Below are 16,042 nucleotides of genomic sequence, written 5' to 3'. Positions count from 1 at the left end.
GAGGGAGCTGTTCCGGCGGGCAGACGTTAAGACTGTCCGCCGGAACGGCTGCTAGACCTCTTCTACGGAACTGGGCTCTGCACGAGACAGATCGATGCCCAGTTCTTCCGCAGCCGTGAAGACTGCGTCATCAGAGTCACGCATTTCGATCGTGGTTCCGTCGGTGGAAAGGACTTCCACGTTCAGGCACAACGACTGCATTTCCTTGATCAAGACCTTGAAGGACTCGGGAACGCCAGGCTCAGGGATGTTCTCGCCCTTGACGATGGCTTCGTAGACCTTCACACGACCATGGATGTCATCCGACTTGATCGTGAGGAGTTCCTGAAGGGTGTAAGCGGCACCGTAAGCTTCGAGCGCCCACACTTCCATTTCACCGAAGCGCTGGCCACCGAACTGAGCCTTACCACCCAGCGGCTGCTGCGTGATCATGGAGTACGGGCCGGTGGAGCGTGCGTGGATCTTGTCGTCCACCAAGTGGTGGAGCTTCAGGATGTACATGTAACCGACAGAGATCGGGTCCGGGAACGGCTCGCCGGAGCGGCCGTCGAACAGACGGGTCTTGCCGGAGGAGTCGATCAGGCGATCGCCATCGCGGGTCACGTTGGTGGAGTCAAGCAGGCCCGTGATTTCTTCTTCGCGGGCGCCATCGAACACCGGGGTGGCAACGGTGGTCTGGCCGGTTTCACGGGGCAGGTTGGGCAGGTTCTTGACCCACTCAGGCTCGCCTTCGATCTTCCAACCGGTCTTGGCAACCCAACCGAGGTGGGTTTCCAGAACCTGGCCAACGTTCATTCGACCCGGAACACCCAGCGGGTTCAGGACGATGTCCACCGGGGTACCGTCTGCAAGGAAGGGCATGTCCTCGATCGGAAGGATCTTGGAGATAACACCCTTGTTGCCGTGACGGCCGGCGAGCTTGTCGCCGTCGGTGATCTTGCGCTTGGCTGCAACGTAGACGCGGACCAGCTGGTTCACGCCCGGGGGCAGTTCGTCGTCGTTGTCGCGATCGAAGACGCGAACGCCGATGACCGTACCGGACTCGCCGTGGGGCACCTTCAAGGAGGTGTCGCGGACTTCACGGGACTTCTCACCGAAGATCGCGCGGAGAAGGCGCTCTTCCGGAGTCAGTTCGGTCTCGCCCTTCGGGGTGACCTTACCGACCAGGATGTCGCCTGCTTCAACCTCGGCACCGATGTGGATGATGCCGCGCTCGTCCAGGCCTGCCAGGACTTCCTCGGACACGTTAGGGATGTCACGCGTGATTTCCTCGGCACCAAGCTTGGTGTCGCGGGCATCAATTTCGTGCTCCTCGATGTGGATGGAGGAAAGAACATCCTCAGCAACGATGCGCTGGGACAGGATGATGGCGTCCTCGAAGTTGTGGCCTTCCCATGACATGAATGCCACGAGCAGGTTCTTACCGAGGGCGAGTTCACCCTGGTCCGTTGCGGGACCGTCGGCAATGATGCCGCCAACTTCCAAGCGCTGGCCTTCGTTGACCAGGACGCGGTGGTTGTAGCAGTTGCCCTGGTTGGAACGGGCAAACTTGTTGATGCGGTAGTTGGTCTCGGTACCGTCGTCGTTGATCATCACAACGAGCTCGGCGGAAACCTCGGTCACCACACCTGCCTTCTTCGCGATGACAACGTCACCGGCGTCGACGGCTGCTGCGCGCTCCATGCCGGTGCCCACGAAAGGAGCCTCGGAACGGACCAGCGGCACGGCCTGGCGCTGCATGTTGGCACCCATGAGTGCACGGTTGGCATCGTCATGCTCAAGGAACGGAATCAGGGCTGTTGCCACGGACACCATCTGGCGCGGGGAAACGTCCATGAACTGAACGTCTGCAGCGGGAACCAGAACGGGCTCGCCTCCACCACCACGGGCACGGACAAGGACGGTCTCTTCAGAGAACTTCTTGTCAGCATCCAGCGGAGCGTTGGCCTGTGCGATCAGGACCTCGGCTTCGTCGTCGGCCGTCAGGTACTGGACTTCGTCGGAAACAACGCCTTCGGAAACCAGTCGGTACGGCGTCTCGATGAAGCCGAACGGGTTGATGCGGCCGTAAGAAGCCAGCGAACCGATCAGACCAATGTTCGGGCCTTCAGGAGTTTCGATGGGGCACATACGTCCGTAGTGGGACGGGTGAACGTCTCGAACTTCCATGCCTGCACGGTCACGGGACAGACCACCCGGGCCAAGTGCCGACAGACGGCGCTTGTGGGTAAGACCCGAGAGCGGGTTGTTCTGGTCCATGAACTGCGACAGCTGGGACGTTCCGAAGAACTCCTTGATGGCTGCAACAACGGGACGGATGTTGATCAGCGTCTGCGGCGTGATGGCCTCGACGTCCTGCGTGGTCATGCGTTCGCGAACGACGCGTTCCATGCGGGAAAGACCGGTGCGGACCTGGTTCTCGATCAGTTCGCCCACGGCGCGGATACGACGGTTGCCGAAGTGGTCGATGTCGTCCACGTCAACGCGGAGCTCGTGGTCTTCGCCATCGCGCTTGCCCATGAGGGTCTTCTCGCCGGCGTGAAGCGCGACGAGGAACTTGATCATGGCAACGATGTCTTCAACGTGCAGGACCGATGCTTCCTTGTCACCAAGGGAGCGGTCGATGCCGAGCTTGCGGTTGATCTTGTAACGGCCAACCTTGGCAAGATCGTAGCGCTTGGCGTTGAAGTACAGGTTGTCCAGCAGGGACTGGGCAGCCTCGACTGTGGGCGGCTCGCCCGGACGCAGCTTGCGGTAGATGTCCAGAAGCGCGTCTTCGCGGGTTTCGGTGGCGTCCTTCTCCAGCGTTGCACGCATGGAGTCGTACTGGCCGAACTCTTCCAGGATCTGGCCTTCGGTCCAGCCGAGGGCCTTCAGGAGAACCGTGACCGACTGCTTGCGCTTGCGGTCGAGGCGAACGCCGACCTGGTCGCGCTTGTCGATTTCGAGTTCAAACCATGCACCACGGGACGGGATGATCTTCGCAGTGAAGATGTCCTTGTCACTGGTCTTGTCTGCGGTGCGCTCAAAGTAGGCGCCCGGCGAACGGACCAGCTGGGAGACCACGACACGCTCAGTGCCGTTGACGACGAACGTTCCCTTTTCAGTCATCAGGGGGAAGTCGCCCATGAACACGGTCTGCTGCTTGATTTCGCCCGTGTTGTTGTTCATGAACTCGGCCTTGACATACAGCGGTGCCGAGTAGGTGGCGTCACGGTCTTTACATTCGGCCATGGTGTACTTCGGGTCAGCGAACTCCGGCTCGGAGAAGCTCAGGGACATGGTGCCCTGGAAGTCCTCGATAGGGGAGATCTCTTCGAAGATGTCGGCAAGTCCGGAGGTGGTGGCGACGCTGAGGTCGCCCTCCTCGACAGCCTTCGCTACCCGCGCCTGCCAGCGTTCGTTTCCGACCAGCCAGTCAAAGCTGTCCGTCTGCAGGGCGAGAAGATTCGGAACATCCAAGGGTTCGTGAATCTTTGCGAATGAGAGGCGGCGGGTGGCACCATCGGTGCTTGCCGTGTTAGCGGTTTCGTTATTAGAGGTGCTCGAGGCGACCAAGAGGGATCCTTCCACAGACCTTCAGGCGTTTTCAGATCTCCCCCGTTTGCATCCTGCAGAGTGCTCTGCAGCATACTTATTCCGGTTCCGCTATATGACCCGGACCCAGCCTGCTCATGGTTGTGCACGTTGTAGGAACGGCACGTCAATGACGCAGCTGAGAGGTAAAGCCCACCGCTATATGAAGGCTGAAGGTTAACAGGGAAGACGCAAATATCTACGATACGGCAAAGCAGCCTTCCTGTCTACCCCAGATCGTCCGTGATTGCAAGCACCGTTGCTGCAGGCACCTAAGCGGTCCACCGGGCCGCTGCGTAGCCGCGGAATCCCCGTCATGGAATGCTGGGGAGGGCACAACCGTTGAAACGTTAGGCTGACGCACGCCCCGCGATAGCCTTGCAGGACCACTCCCGGATCGGAAGAGAGACCATGACCAACTCCGCTGACGACAATGACGTTGTCATCCTTGCCGCTTCCCGTACCCCACAGGGTCGGCTCAACGGGCAATTGGCGGGCTTCACCGCCGTCGACCTTGGTGCGCATGCCATCGCGGCAGCTCTGGCGGCCAGCGGCGTCAAAGCCGAGCAGGTGGACGCCGTCATCATGGGCCAGGTCCTCCAGGCCGGCGCCGGACAGAATCCTGCCCGGCAGAGCGCAATTGCCGCAGGCGTTGGCTGGAACATCCCGGCCGTGACCATCAACAAGGTGTGCTTGTCCGGCCTGACGGCCGTCATTGATGCCGCCCGTATGATCCGCAGCGGTGACGCCACGGTGGTTATTGCCGGTGGCCAGGAATCCATGACCCGGGCGCCCCACCTCCTCCCGGGTTCCCGTCAGGGCTGGACTTACGGTGCCATCCAGGCCCTGGATGTTGCCGCTCACGACGGACTCACCGATGCCTTCGACGGACAGTCCATGGGATTGTCCACCGAGAGCAAGAACGTCACGCTTGGCATTGACCGCAAGTCCCAGGACGAGGTAGCAGCTGCTTCCCACCAGCGTGCCGCTGCCGCAATCGCGGACGGAACGTTCGACGTCGAAATTGCTCCGGTCCGCGTCAAGCAGCGCAAGGGCGAGCCCCTGGTCCTGACCACGGACGAGGGTGTCCGGCCCGCCACGACCATCGAGACGTTGGCTCCGCTCAAGGCAGCCTTCGCCACTGATGGCACTATCACGGCCGGCAACTCCTCTCCCCTGTCCGACGGCGCCTCCGCACTGGTGTTGACGAGTCGACGCTTCGCCGAGGACAACGGACTGGACTACCTGGCTGTAGTGGGCAAGCCCGGTCAGGTTGCTGGGCCTGACAACTCCCTGCACTCCCAGCCGTCAAACGCCATTGCCCAAGCGCTGAAGCGGGCCGGATGGACAGCCGAAGACCTCGATTTCATCGAGATCAACGAGGCGTTTGGGTCTGTGGCCGTCCAGTCCCTCAAGGACCTGCGCTATCCCTTGGAAAAGTGCAACATCCATGGTGGAGCCATTGCCCTGGGCCACCCTATCGGGGCATCGGGCGCGCGGCTGGCCCTTCACGCAGCCCACGAACTGAAGCGCAGGGGAACGGGCAAAGCCGCTGTCTCCCTCTGCGGTGGCGGCGGACAGGGTGAAGCCCTGCTCCTGTACCGCGACTGAAGGGAAAAGGCATGACTGAATCCATGATGGATGGAGCCGAGCGGTTCCTCTCCGATGCCGCCGCGCGGGGGCTGGACGTAGACGTCTTCGAGCGCCCCGCTGCGCGGAGCCTTGAAGAGGCAGCCGGGATCCTGGGTATCAGCCCTGCGGACATCGTGAAGTCATTGGTGGTCAAGCACCGCGATGGGAGCTTCCTGTTCGCGCTCATTCCAGGGGATCGCCAGATCTCATGGCCCAAACTGCGTGCCTTGGTGGGCGTCAACAAGTTGTCGCTCCCGCACGCCGATGTTGCCCTGGCTGCAACTGGCTACGAACGTGGAACCATCACACCTTTGGGAAGCACGACTCCTTGGCCGGTCTACGCGGACGCCACCATTACCGGGCGGCGTATCTCGATGGGGGCAGGTGCGCACGGCCGCAGTGCCTTCGTGGATGCCGACGCGCTGACGGCGGCCCTGGGAGCCATCGTGGCGGACATCAGCGAACCCGTTTAAGGCAACGCTTAACGCAGGAAGCCCCGCCCGGCGAACCGGACGGGGCTTCCACAAGCAAGACGAGTTACTTGAGGGTAACCGTTGCGCCAGCTTCTTCGAGCTGAGCCTTTGCCTTCTCTGCGGCTTCCTTGGTGGCGCCTTCGAGAACAGCCTTCGGTGCACCGTCAACCAGGTCCTTGGCTTCCTTGAGGCCGAGGGAGGTGATAGCGCGAACTTCCTTGATCACTGCGATCTTCTTGTCGCCAGCAGCTTCGAGAACGACGTCGAATTCGGTCTTCTCTTCAGCAGCTTCAGCAGCACCGCCGGCAGCGGGGCCAGCAACTGCAACAGCAGCAGCCGTAACTTCGAAGGTCTCTTCGAAGAGCTTGACGAACTCGGAGAGCTCGATGATGGTCAGTTCCTTGAAAGCTTCAATGAGCTCTTCGTTGCTGAGCTTCGCCATGGTGGCGTCCTTCCATTAGTTGGAGCACATCCGGCTCAAGCCGGTCCATGCACCAGAGTTTGATTGAGGGGAGAACTTAGTTCTCTTCGGTTGCAGCTTCAGCGGCTTCGGCCGGAGCCGCAACCTCTTCAGCAGCAGCCTCTTCAGCGGCCGGGGCTTCTTCAGCGGCCGGTGCAGATGCGCCGCCCTCTTCTTCAAGCTTGAGGCGCAGAGCGTCGATGATGCGTGCAGCAGCGGATGCGGGAGCCTTGAGGACACCAGCAACACGTGCAAGCTGCAGCTCGCGGGACTCGAGGGCTGCCAGTGCGGCAACTCCTGCTGCGTCCAATGCCTTGCCTTCGAAGACGCCGGTCTTGATAACCAGCTGCTTGTTGGCCTTGGCAAAGTCCGTCAGGCTCTTGGCAGCAGCAACAGCGTCACCCTTGATGAAGGCGATTGCAGTGGGGCCGGCAAGCTGATCGTTGAATGCTTCAACACCAGCTTCCTTGGCTGCAATGGCACTCAGGGTGTTCTTGACGACCGAGAACTTGGTGTCCTGGCCGAGCGCAACACGCAGTTCCTTGAGCTGTGCAACAGTGAGCCCGCGGTATTCGGTCAGGACAGCCGCGTTCGATTCCTTGAAATCGTTCGTGATCTCTGCAACTGCGGAGATCTTGCTAGGCGTTGTCATAACCCTCCTTCCGGGGAATAAAGCCGGTCTTCCGGGTCCCCGCTCGAGAGCTAAAACTAAAAAACGCCCCGCGCAGATGCACGGGGCTTGGCTCAACACAGACTGATCCGTGGAGACTAGCTTCGTTCACCTGCGCCGGCCGCCCTATGTTCAGGGTCCTTCGTCAAGGAATTCACTTGGTTCTCACGGGCGTGGCTGCAGAATTGAGCTTGGCTCGAAAGAGTGGATTCCCATCAACCGACGGTCTTTGGTACTTCAAGGTTACGGGAGAGTGTTCAGCAAACCAAATCGACGGCGCCCTAGTCTGAGGATGTGGTTCCTGTACCCCTGCCAGGCAGTTCCTTCTGCCACAGCCCGGTGACGCCCGCCGTCGTAAATCCGAGCTGCTTGTTGACCGTCAGCAGGTAGCGGTTTTCAGGCGCATTCCATGTGTAGACCACGCGGGCGTCCGGGAACTGCTCGCTGAGCCGTTCCATGTTGGCCACTTTGATGAGCAGTCCGAGCTTGTTGCCCCGGTGCTCCTGGAGGACCAGGGTGTCGTCCTGGAAAACCACGTCCTGGCGGTGCGCGAGGACGCTGATGGTGGTCAGGCCCACCAGCCTGCCGCTCTCCACATGCTCGACGGCGGTGACCACCGTACGCCGCCCCTGCGCCAGTGCGGCGTCCTCAGTCTCACGCAAAACGATGGGGTCGAAGACCATGCCGCTCGCTTCGACTTCCGGGGCCTCATCCTCCGTGTCGTCACGAACAACTTCGCCTGCAGCATTTTCCAACGCAGCCACTGCCTCCAGCCAAGGCTCCGGGCAGCGATCAGTCCAATGATGCAGGGCGTAACGACCGCCGTTGGCTTCCTCCGCCTCAAGCTGCAGGTCCGCCACCAGCTTTGAATCGAGCGGCAATGCGCAGGAACTGAACTGCTCAATATGCTGCAAGGTGTAGCCGGCGCGCTTGGCGAAGTCCACTTCCCTGCTGCTGACAGGAACAAATCCCGCACCGCTTCCTGGAATCAGCTGATCCTCGGGAACTTCAGTCAAGGACGTTGCCGGATGATTCGTGTCCACCAGGATCATGGTGCGGCCCTCTGCCCGGGCAAGCTGTTCCGCTGCCTCGAGCAATTGGCGCCCGACACCCTGGCTCTGGAACTCAGGCAGGATATCCAAGGTGAACTCCGCCAGGTCCATGTTGTCCGCCAAGGGCAGGGCGATATCTACTGTGCCCACAATCGCCCCGTCCACCTTGGCCACCAAGATGATCTGCCGTTCATAGGGATCTGAAAATTCAAGCAGTTTCTCCAAGGGAGTGTAGGCGAGGTCGTCACTCCCCCAGGTCTCCATACGGACCCGGCGCCCTACTTCCACGGCGTCCAGGAAATCAGTGGCGTCGGGGCTGTCCAGGGTGTCAGGCACCCACAGCTGCTCGACTTGAACGGTCTTCGCCTCGTCTACAGTCATCCCAGCCGTTTCTGCCATTCGCCGTCAAAGCCGGAAGGCTTGAATCCAAGGGCGATATTTATGGCCAGCATATGCCGGTTTTCATTGGCGTTCCACGTCATCACCGACGTGGCGGCCGGCCACAACTGATGAACACGGCGGAGATTGGCAATCTTGACCAACATGCCAAGTCGATGACCGCGGTGCCCGGGAGCAACCAACGTGTCCTCCTGGTAGACCATACCCGGGGTGGCTTCGCGGTGGGTGAGGACGGTGTAGGCGGCCAGCTCTCCCGTGGCATCGTGTCGGGCAACAGCCGCCGTGAAAGAAACACCGCCTGCCAGCCACGTAGATTCCTCAACCCGGACGCGGTTGGCATCCCATTCCTCGCCTTCCCAGCCCAGACCTGCGATGGGCACCTCCGTGCTCATGAGGCTTTTGAGTCTGGCGAACACGTCCACAAGCTCATCAGGGCAACGATCCTGCCACCCAATCACGCTGTAGCCGGTTGCCCGCGTTGCGGCCTCTCCTTCGAGCTCCTGCAGGAGCGCTTCCCCCACCGGAAGGGGCAGTGTGCTGTTTGTTTCAACCTGCTCCAGGGAATACCCATGGTGGATAGCGAAGCCGGTGGAGGCCGTATCCAAAGGGACGCCACCCGTCCCGGACTTTGCCTCCAGCAACCCAGCACCTGGAACCAGGAGCCCGATTGGTTCGGAAACAAACGCATCAAAGGAGACGCGACCCCGCTCCCGGGCCAGATCTTCCAGCACGGCGAGGATCTTCGACCCAAAGCCCCGCCGGCGATAGGCGGCGTCCACCAGAACGTCCACACCCGCCGTCGTCGTGTTTTCGCTGAGCGGCAACGTCAGTGTGCCGCGGCCCACCACCACCCCGTCGAGGCGTGCAAGGAACACGTGTCGTTCTTCGTATTCATTGCCCTGCCAGAAGAGGACAGCCTCGGCCAAGGTGGCGCAACGGTCCAGGTCCCCCCACAGTTTGACGTGGTGGGCAACGTCGAGCTCATGAAAGGCTCGGAAGTCGGGCGCCCCCTGGGCATCAGGACTTTCCGGCACCCCGATCCGCTCTACGGACCACCCGGAACTTTCGGCAACGCTCGACGACGACACGCACCACAGCCTACGGCGCACCTCCTGCGGTGAACAGGGAAACGGCAAAGAAAAGGACCGCCCGGCTAAGCCGGACGGTCCTTTTACCAGAGCAAGTGCTCGCGAAGCTTACGCGTCGGTGAGAACCTTGGTGACGTTCGGGTCAACGGTGATGCCCGGACCGAACGTGGTGGCAACGGTAGCCTTCTGGATGTAGCGGCCCTTGGAAGCAGACGGCTTCAAGCGAAGCACCTCTTCCAGTGCAGCTGCGTAGTTCTCGGCCAGCTTGTTGGCGTCGAAGGAAACCTTGCCAATGATGAAGTGCAGGTTCGAGTGCTTGTCGACGCGGAAGTCGATCTTGCCGCCCTTGATGTCGTTGACAGCCTTGGTGACATCCGGGGTAACCGTACCGGTCTTCGGGTTCGGCATGAGGTTACGCGGTCCGAGGACCTTACCGAGGCGGCCAACCTTGCCCATGAGGTCAGGGGTTGCCACTGCGGCGTCGAAGTCGGTCCAGCCGGCTGCGATCTTCTCGATCAGGTCATCGGAACCAACGAAGTCGGCGCCGGCAGCGATTGCTGCTTCAGCCTTGTCGCCGGTTGCGAAAACGAGGACGCGGGCGGTCTTACCGGTGCCGTGCGGCAGGTTGACGGTGCCACGAACCATCTGGTCAGCCTTACGCGGGTCAACGCCCAGGCGGAAAGCGACCTCAACGGTTGCGTCGAACTTGGAAGGGTTGGTGTCCTTCGCGAGGGTGATGGCTTCGATCGGGGCGTAGACCTTGTCTGCCTCGATCTTGGCTACGGCTGCCTCATATGCTTTGCTGCGCTTTGCCATGCTGCTGTTTCTCCTTGTGCAGTTGTGGTCTGCGGACCGCGCTGGGCCCTGCCACAGTCGTGGATCCGGCAAGGATCCTGCGACATTTCAATGTTTCAGATGCCGGTTGCCCGGCGGGTGAAGGCCACAAAGGCCTTCGAAGGTTACTAGCCTTCTACGGTGATGCCCATGGAGCGGGCGGTGCCTGCGATGATCAGGGCAGCTGCCTTGATGTCGTTGGCGTTGAGGTCTTCCATCTTGGTGGAAGCAATTTCCTCAACCTGTGCCTGGGTCAGCTTGGCAACCTTGACGGTGTGCGGGGTAGCCGAACCCTTGGCAACGCCTGCAGCCTTCTTGATGAGCTCTGCAGCCGGCGGGGTCTTGGTGATGAAGGTGAAGGAACGGTCTTCGTAAACCGTGATTTCAACCGGGATAACGTTTCCGCGCTGGGATTCCGTTGCAGCGTTGTACGCCTTGCAGAATTCCATGATGTTGACACCGTGCTGGCCAAGCGCAGGACCGATCGGCGGAGCCGGGTTAGCGGCACCTGCCTGGATCTGCAGCTTGATGAGGCCGGTGACCTTCTTCTTGGGAGCCAATGTAGGGTCCTTCTCTCAATAGCTTCCTGGGACACAGGAGCGCGTCCCAGGTTGGTGGCCGCCATGGCGAGGCGACCGGCCGCTCCCGAACTGCTAAGCAGGCAGGACTGGAGCGAAATTTTGGAATCAGCTAGATCTTGGTGACCTGGTTGAATGCGAGCGTCACCGGAGTTTCGCGCTCGAAGATCGAGACCAGCACCACGAGGGTCTGGGACTCGGGCTTGATCTCGGAGATCGTTGCCGGGAGGGTCTCGAACGGGCCTTCCTTGACGATGACCGACTCGCCGACCTCGAAGTCGACGGCCACGGGAGCCTGGTTCTGCTTGTTGACGGGCTTGCCCTGCTCTGCCTGCTCTTCTTCGAAGACCGGGGCGAGCATGGAGAAGACCTCATCAAGGCGCAGCGGCACGGGGTTGTGGGCGTTGCCCACGAAGCCGGTGACGCCCGGGGTGTGACGAACGGCGCCCCAGGAGGCGTCGGTCAAGTCCATGCGGACCAGGACGTAGCCGGGAATGCGAACGCGGTTGATGACCTTGCGCTGCGCGTTCTTGATCTCGACGACCTCTTCCATGGGCACCTGGATCTCGAAGATGTAATCTTCCATGTCCAGGGTCTGGATGCGGGTCTCAAGGTTTGCCTTCACGCGGTTCTCATAACCGGCGTAGGAGTGGATGACGTACCAGTCACCTTCCTGGCGGCGCAGCTTGCCTTTGAATTCTTCGGCCGGATCAGCCGGCGCAGCAGCAGCAGCGGCTGCAAGGTCGTCGCCGTCGGACTCTTCCGCAGCTTCGTCGTCCGACTCGTCATCAGACTCGTCGTCTACGTCAGCTTCGAAATCCTCTTCGGAATCGTCGACGTCGGCAGATTCGGGCGCAGCAGAATCAACCTCGGACTCTTCCACAGCCTCAGCTGCGGCGCCCTCAGTTTCTTCCAGCTCAGTCTCGTTTACCTCGAGCTCCTGCTCAGACACTTGGTCTCCTGCTTCCTCATTGCCTAACATGCCTATTTAAATGGCTCAATTCCGCAAACCCCGCAAAATTCCTGATTTCCCAGAAGATTTCACACAGTTTGCGGACAGATCCGCTTAGCGGTCCGTAGCGCCTGCCCCACCAAAGACCCAGCTGACTCCCGTACCGAAGGCCAGATCCAGCAGGGTGACGATGAGCATCATGATGGCTACGAACACCAGCACCACGAGCGTGTAGTTGATCAGTTCCTTGCGGGTGGGTGCAACGACCTTCTTCAGTTCACCGATGACCTGGCGGACGAAAAGTGCAATACGGGCGAAGAAGCCGCGATCGGCTTTCTTGGCGGGACGGCCCTTCGAGCTGCTGGCAGCTGTTTCGGTCACCTGGTCCTCACTCACCTTGCAAAGTCGTTGACCCGACTCTGATCAGAGCCATGGTTGCTGCGCTTGCCCCGGCGTTTCCGCCGGAACAGCTTGCGCAGGGCAGACAGGACTCGAACCTGCAACCTGCGGTTTTGGAGACCGCTGCGCTACCAATTGCGCCACTACCCTATGGATCAAATCCATGTTTCAGGCCGCACTTCAGCCTGTGGTGCTTTTCAACACCGGTGAACCAGTCTACGCAAGAATTTCGCGATAGTCGAACCGGCCCAATTCCGGACCTCCCAAGCCTCTAAACCCTGTGACCAGCATTATCAGTCACAAACTTCGACAGGCGCCCGGGAGCTCCGCAGAACAGCATAAGGTAGTTTACGTCGAATCCCATCATCCAGCCCACGAGCTGCCTGCGAAGAACGGTACATAGATGTCTGCCGGAACAACTGCCGCCCGCATTTCACAGCGAATCTCCGCCATCGCCGAGTCCGCCACCCTTGCCGTTGATGCCAAGGCCAAGGCACTGAAGGCCGCGGGGCGTCCCGTGATTGGTTTTGGTGCCGGTGAACCCGATTTCCCCACCCCGGACTACATCGTCCAGGCGGCCATTGAGGCTGCCAGCCAGCCGAAGTACCACCGCTACTCCCCCGCAGGCGGTCTGCCCGAGCTGAAGAAGGCCATCGCGGAGAAGACCCTGCGGGACTCCGGCTACAAGGTGGATCCATCCCAGGTGCTGGTGACCAACGGTGGGAAGCAGGCCGTGTACAACACGTTCGCTACCTTGGTGGATCCGGGCGACGAGGTCATCATTCCCACCCCGTTCTGGACCACGTACCCGGAGGCCATCCGTCTTGCCGGCGGTGTGCCGGTGGAAGTCTTCGCCGGGCCGGAGCAGGGCTACCTTGTGACCGTTGAGCAGCTTGAAGCCGCTGTAACGGACAAGACCAAGATCCTGCTCTTCGTCTCCCCGTCCAACCCCACCGGCGCCGTGTACAGCCCGGAACAGGTAGCGGAAATCGGCAAGTGGGCCGCGTCCAAGGGACTCTGGGTTGTTACCGACGAGATCTACGAGCACCTGACCTACGACGGCGTCGAGTTCACCTCCATTGCCACCGCTGCACCGGAACTGGGCGACAAAGTTGTCATCCTCAACGGTGTGGCCAAGACCTATGCCATGACCGGTTGGCGCGTGGGATGGATGATCGGCCCTGCCGATGTCATCAAGGCGGCCACCAACCTTCAGTCGCACGCGACTTCCAACGTCTCCAACATCATGCAGATCGCTGCTGCCGCCGCCCTCACGGGCCCGTTGACCGCCGTCGACGAGATGAAGGTGGCCTTCGACCGCCGTCGCAAAGCAATTGTGGCCGGCCTGAACGCGATCGAAGGCGTCGAATGCCCGACGCCGACAGGCGCCTTCTACGTTTACGCGGATGTCCGAGGACTGCTGGGCAAGGAATTTGAGACCTCCAACGGTCCCGTCCGCCCCACCACATCAGCGGAACTTGCCACGCTCATCCTCGATGAGGTTGAAGTTGCCGTGGTTCCCGGCGAGGCGTTCGGACCCTCCGGCTACGTCCGCCTGAGCTACGCACTCGGTGATGAGGACCTGGCAGAAGGCGTTCGTCGAATCCAGGAGTTCCTGGGCAAGGCAAAGTAGCGACCGGCCAACGCGAACGCTCTCCCACCTCGGTAGGTGGGAGAGCGTTTGCGTTTAACCGGCGGTAGGTGGGAGAGCGTTCGCGGTTAACCGACGATAGGTGAGAGAGCGATCGGGAAAAACCGACGATAGGTGAGAGAGCGTCAGAGGAGGCGGCGCTCGGCCGCCCATTTGGTGAGCTCGTGCCGGCTGGACAGTTGCAACTTCCGCAGAACCGCCGACACATGCGTTTCCACGGTCTTGATGGAAATGAAGAGCTCCTTGGCAACTTCCTTGTAGCTGTAGCCGCGGGCGATCAGCCGCATGACTTCGAGTTCGCGGGCCGAAAGCCTGTCCAGTTCGTCGTCCGCGATGTCCGCCGGAGCGGTCCCAAAGGCATCCAGTACAAAGCCGGCAAGCCGTGGCGAAAACACGGCATCGCCGTCGGCTACCCGGATCACGGCATCCGAAATCTCCTTGCCGGAGATGGTCTTGGTGACGTAGCCCCGGGCGCCTGCACGGATCACGGAGACCACGTCCTCCGCTGCGTCGGAGACGCTGAGCGCCAGGAAGCTGGTGGTGCCCAGCAGTGCAGAAGACCCGGCAATGACTTCACGGCCGCCACCACCCAGGCCGCCGGGGAGGTGGACATCCAGCAGCACAACCTCAGGGCGGGTCTCCGCGATTATTGCGATGGCCTGCTCCACGGTTCCTGCTTCGCCCACCACGTCCATGCGGTGATCGAGGTCGGCTTTCAGACCGGACCGGAAGATGGTGTGGTCATCCACGATCACCACGCGCACCCTGCGTCCGGCACCACTGTCAGGGGTGGTCGTCATTGTTTCGCTTCTCCATTCCGCACATCGTTGTTCCGTTGCTCCCCCGTGTCCGCGTTTGCCGATGGCAGGGTCAACCGGACTTCCGTTCCGTTGCTGCTGCTGGTGATGGCAGCGCTACCACCGTGCCGCTTCATGCGGCCGATGATCGATTCCTTGACGCCCAGCCTGTCTTCCGGAACAGCGTCGGGATCGAATCCGGGTCCCCGGTCCTTGATGAAAATCTCGGTACTGCCGGCGGTGCTCTCCAGGTACACGGAGACGGTTCCGCCTCCGTGCCGTGCAGCGTTAAGCATTGCTTCCCTGGCCGCCTGGACCAAAGCTTCATGCCTGTCCGTCATTTCGGTATCGCCCACAGTCACCACTTCCACCGCTTGGCCGTGGGAGTCTTCCACTTCAGCTGCTACTGATTTGATCCGATCAGCCAAGAGCCCCGATTCCTTGGCAGCATCGCTGAAGAGCCAGGCCCGGAGTTCGCGTTCCTGCGCCCTCGCCAGCCGGACCACGTCCTGTTCGGAGCCGGCCCGCCGTTGGATAAGGGCCAGAGTCTGGAGGACGGAGTCGTGCAAATGGGCGGCTATTTCTGCTCGTTCTGTTTCCCGGACCCGGCCCGCCCGTTCTGTTTCGAGATCCTTCCAAAACTTCAATCCCCATGGCAGCAGTACCAGGGCCACACCGCCAAGGACGGCCACGGATGCCAGCAGCGCCAGCCAGGTCTGTTCCCACGAACCTGAACCGGACACCATTACCAGGACACCTGCCACTACCAAGGCCAAACCGGCCGCCAGCCGGACCCATCCACCTGCCTGATCGGCCTTGGTCTTGTCCACCAATCCGGCCCTGCGGGTTTCGTCCAGCTGCATCCAGGCAATCGCCGCGCCGCCAAGGATGGCCGCAGCAGGGATGAGCGTTCCCAAGGGAACGTCCACGCCGAACTGGCGTGCAATCAGGATGGCGGCCACCAGGAGCAAAGCGGCGCCGAGCAGGATCTCCTTGCCGTACTGGATCTTGCGGAACGAGAACCAGGACGCCATGGCACTGCCGCCCCACCAGTCATCGGCGGACGTGGCGCCGAAGCCGGCGGAAGATCCAGTCCCATTGGAGGAACCGGATGCCTGGACGCCAGCGGCTGATGCACCAGCCGCAGGGGGTCCTCCACCCACCGCCGGCGACGGACCGGCGTCGTACGCTTTTGAGGCCCGGGCGGGCGCCGCAGCGGCAGACGGCAAGCTCACCGCAGGAGCAATGGGCGACGCCGGCCGGCGGGCATTGCGTTTGGCGCTCTCATCCGCGGTGGGAACCATGGTCCAAAGCCACGCATAGAAGGCCACGCCGGCACCGCCGGCGAAACAGGCCAGGATCATGCCGAGCCGGACGAATTTGACGGGCCAGCCCAGGTGATCGGCCAGTCCGCTGCAGACGCCTGCGATCATGCGGTCGCTGCTGCGGACCAGCGCGGGGCGTTGTACAGCGGTTGTCAT

Annotated in this window: 14 protein-coding genes and 1 tRNA gene; 3 read left to right on the top strand and 12 right to left on the bottom strand. The window is 61.4% G+C overall.

From position 1 onward, the window contains the following. Positions 1 to 51: 51 nt before the first annotated feature. Entirely contained in the window at positions 52 to 3,558 is a 3,507-nt protein-coding gene (gene rpoB / locus BMY91_RS02280) for a DNA-directed RNA polymerase subunit beta (RefSeq protein ID WP_043471397.1), read from the bottom strand. A gap of 429 nt (positions 3,559 to 3,987) precedes the next feature. Here rpoB and BMY91_RS02275 point away from each other — a divergent pair, with 429 nt between their 5' ends. Together BMY91_RS02275 and BMY91_RS02270 are read left to right on the top strand one after the other, a co-directional pair. Then, positions 3,988 to 5,187, top strand: coding sequence for an acetyl-CoA C-acetyltransferase (locus BMY91_RS02275; protein WP_090817751.1), 1,200 nt, complete (start codon positions 3,988 to 3,990; stop codon positions 5,185 to 5,187). Positions 5,188 to 5,198: 11 nt separating this feature from the next. Then, positions 5,199 to 5,681, top strand: coding sequence for an aminoacyl-tRNA deacylase (locus BMY91_RS02270; RefSeq protein WP_090817748.1), 483 nt, complete (start codon positions 5,199 to 5,201; stop codon positions 5,679 to 5,681). Positions 5,682 to 5,745: 64 nt separating this feature from the next. Here BMY91_RS02270 and rplL read toward each other — a convergent pair whose 3' ends face one another. From rplL to BMY91_RS02225, 9 genes are all read right to left on the bottom strand, one after another. Next, positions 5,746 to 6,123, bottom strand: coding sequence for a 50S ribosomal protein L7/L12 (gene rplL / locus BMY91_RS02265; RefSeq protein ID WP_090817745.1), 378 nt, complete (start codon positions 6,121 to 6,123; stop codon positions 5,746 to 5,748). A gap of 76 nt (positions 6,124 to 6,199) precedes the next feature. Beyond that, positions 6,200 to 6,793, bottom strand: coding sequence for a 50S ribosomal protein L10 (gene rplJ / locus BMY91_RS02260; protein WP_011775605.1), 594 nt, complete (start codon positions 6,791 to 6,793; stop codon positions 6,200 to 6,202). Positions 6,794 to 7,092: 299 nt separating this feature from the next. Continuing rightward, complete coding sequence (locus BMY91_RS02255; protein WP_090817740.1) at positions 7,093 to 8,262, bottom strand: GNAT family N-acetyltransferase; 1,170 nt, start codon at positions 8,260 to 8,262, stop codon at positions 7,093 to 7,095. Continuing rightward, the gene (locus tag BMY91_RS02250; protein WP_090817737.1) at positions 8,241 to 9,350 is read right to left on the bottom strand and encodes a GNAT family N-acetyltransferase; all 1,110 of its coding nucleotides are present in this window, start codon (positions 9,348 to 9,350) and stop codon (positions 8,241 to 8,243) included. Before BMY91_RS02250 ends, BMY91_RS02255 begins: the two co-directional genes overlap by 22 nt. A gap of 108 nt (positions 9,351 to 9,458) precedes the next feature. Then, positions 9,459 to 10,166, bottom strand: a complete 708-nt coding sequence (gene rplA, locus BMY91_RS02245; protein ID WP_090817733.1) for a 50S ribosomal protein L1 — start codon at positions 10,164 to 10,166, stop codon at positions 9,459 to 9,461. A 146-nt stretch (positions 10,167 to 10,312) separates the two neighbouring features. Further along, positions 10,313 to 10,744, bottom strand: a complete 432-nt coding sequence (gene rplK, locus BMY91_RS02240; RefSeq protein WP_011775609.1) for a 50S ribosomal protein L11 — start codon at positions 10,742 to 10,744, stop codon at positions 10,313 to 10,315. A gap of 130 nt (positions 10,745 to 10,874) precedes the next feature. Continuing rightward, on the bottom strand, positions 10,875 to 11,714 hold the full coding sequence (gene nusG, locus BMY91_RS02235) for a transcription termination/antitermination protein NusG (protein WP_090817730.1): 840 nt from the start codon (positions 11,712 to 11,714) through the stop codon (positions 10,875 to 10,877). A 114-nt stretch (positions 11,715 to 11,828) separates the two neighbouring features. After that, entirely contained in the window at positions 11,829 to 12,110 is a 282-nt protein-coding gene (gene secE, locus BMY91_RS02230) for a preprotein translocase subunit SecE (protein ID WP_090817727.1), read from the bottom strand. Between the two features lie 80 nt (positions 12,111 to 12,190). Continuing rightward, positions 12,191 to 12,263 (bottom strand) — tRNA-Trp (locus BMY91_RS02225). 253 nt (positions 12,264 to 12,516) lie between these two features. Between BMY91_RS02225 and BMY91_RS02220 the strand changes: the two genes are divergently transcribed. Next, on the top strand, positions 12,517 to 13,746 hold the full coding sequence (locus BMY91_RS02220) for a pyridoxal phosphate-dependent aminotransferase (RefSeq protein ID WP_090817724.1): 1,230 nt from the start codon (positions 12,517 to 12,519) through the stop codon (positions 13,744 to 13,746). Between the two features lie 143 nt (positions 13,747 to 13,889). On the opposite strand, the gene BMY91_RS02215 is transcribed toward BMY91_RS02220, so the two are convergent. After that, the gene (locus BMY91_RS02215) at positions 13,890 to 14,564 is read right to left on the bottom strand and encodes a LuxR C-terminal-related transcriptional regulator (RefSeq protein ID WP_090817721.1); all 675 of its coding nucleotides are present in this window, start codon (positions 14,562 to 14,564) and stop codon (positions 13,890 to 13,892) included. After that, complete coding sequence (locus tag BMY91_RS02210; RefSeq protein WP_090817719.1) at positions 14,561 to 16,042, bottom strand: ATP-binding protein; 1,482 nt, start codon at positions 16,040 to 16,042, stop codon at positions 14,561 to 14,563. Before BMY91_RS02210 ends, BMY91_RS02215 begins: the two co-directional genes overlap by 4 nt.

This window comes from Arthrobacter sp. yr096, from assembly GCF_900108925.1.
In the GTDB taxonomy this organism is placed as follows: Bacteria; Actinomycetota; Actinomycetes; order Actinomycetales; family Micrococcaceae; genus Arthrobacter.
The sequence above is the reverse complement of the archived record's forward strand: the minus strand, read 5'-3'. Positions and strand labels throughout refer to the sequence as shown.

Coding starts and splice junctions, on each gene's coding strand:
- BMY91_RS02215 (WP_090817721.1), bottom strand. CDS start 14,564: ATGACGACCACCCCTGACAGTGGTGCCGGACGCAGGGTGCGCGTGGTG.
- BMY91_RS02270 (WP_090817748.1), top strand. CDS start 5,199: ATGACTGAATCCATGATGGATGGAGCCGAGCGGTTCCTCTCCGATGCC.
- rplL (WP_090817745.1), bottom strand. CDS start 6,123: ATGGCGAAGCTCAGCAACGAAGAGCTCATTGAAGCTTTCAAGGAACTG.
- rplA (WP_090817733.1), bottom strand. CDS start 10,166: ATGGCAAAGCGCAGCAAAGCATATGAGGCAGCCGTAGCCAAGATCGAG.
- BMY91_RS02275 (WP_090817751.1), top strand. CDS start 3,988: ATGACCAACTCCGCTGACGACAATGACGTTGTCATCCTTGCCGCTTCC.
- BMY91_RS02255 (WP_090817740.1), bottom strand. CDS start 8,262: ATGGCAGAAACGGCTGGGATGACTGTAGACGAGGCGAAGACCGTTCAA.
- BMY91_RS02210 (WP_090817719.1), bottom strand. CDS start 16,042: ATGACAACCGCTGTACAACGCCCCGCGCTGGTCCGCAGCAGCGACCGC.
- rplJ (WP_011775605.1), bottom strand. CDS start 6,793: ATGACAACGCCTAGCAAGATCTCCGCAGTTGCAGAGATCACGAACGAT.
- BMY91_RS02220 (WP_090817724.1), top strand. CDS start 12,517: ATGTCTGCCGGAACAACTGCCGCCCGCATTTCACAGCGAATCTCCGCC.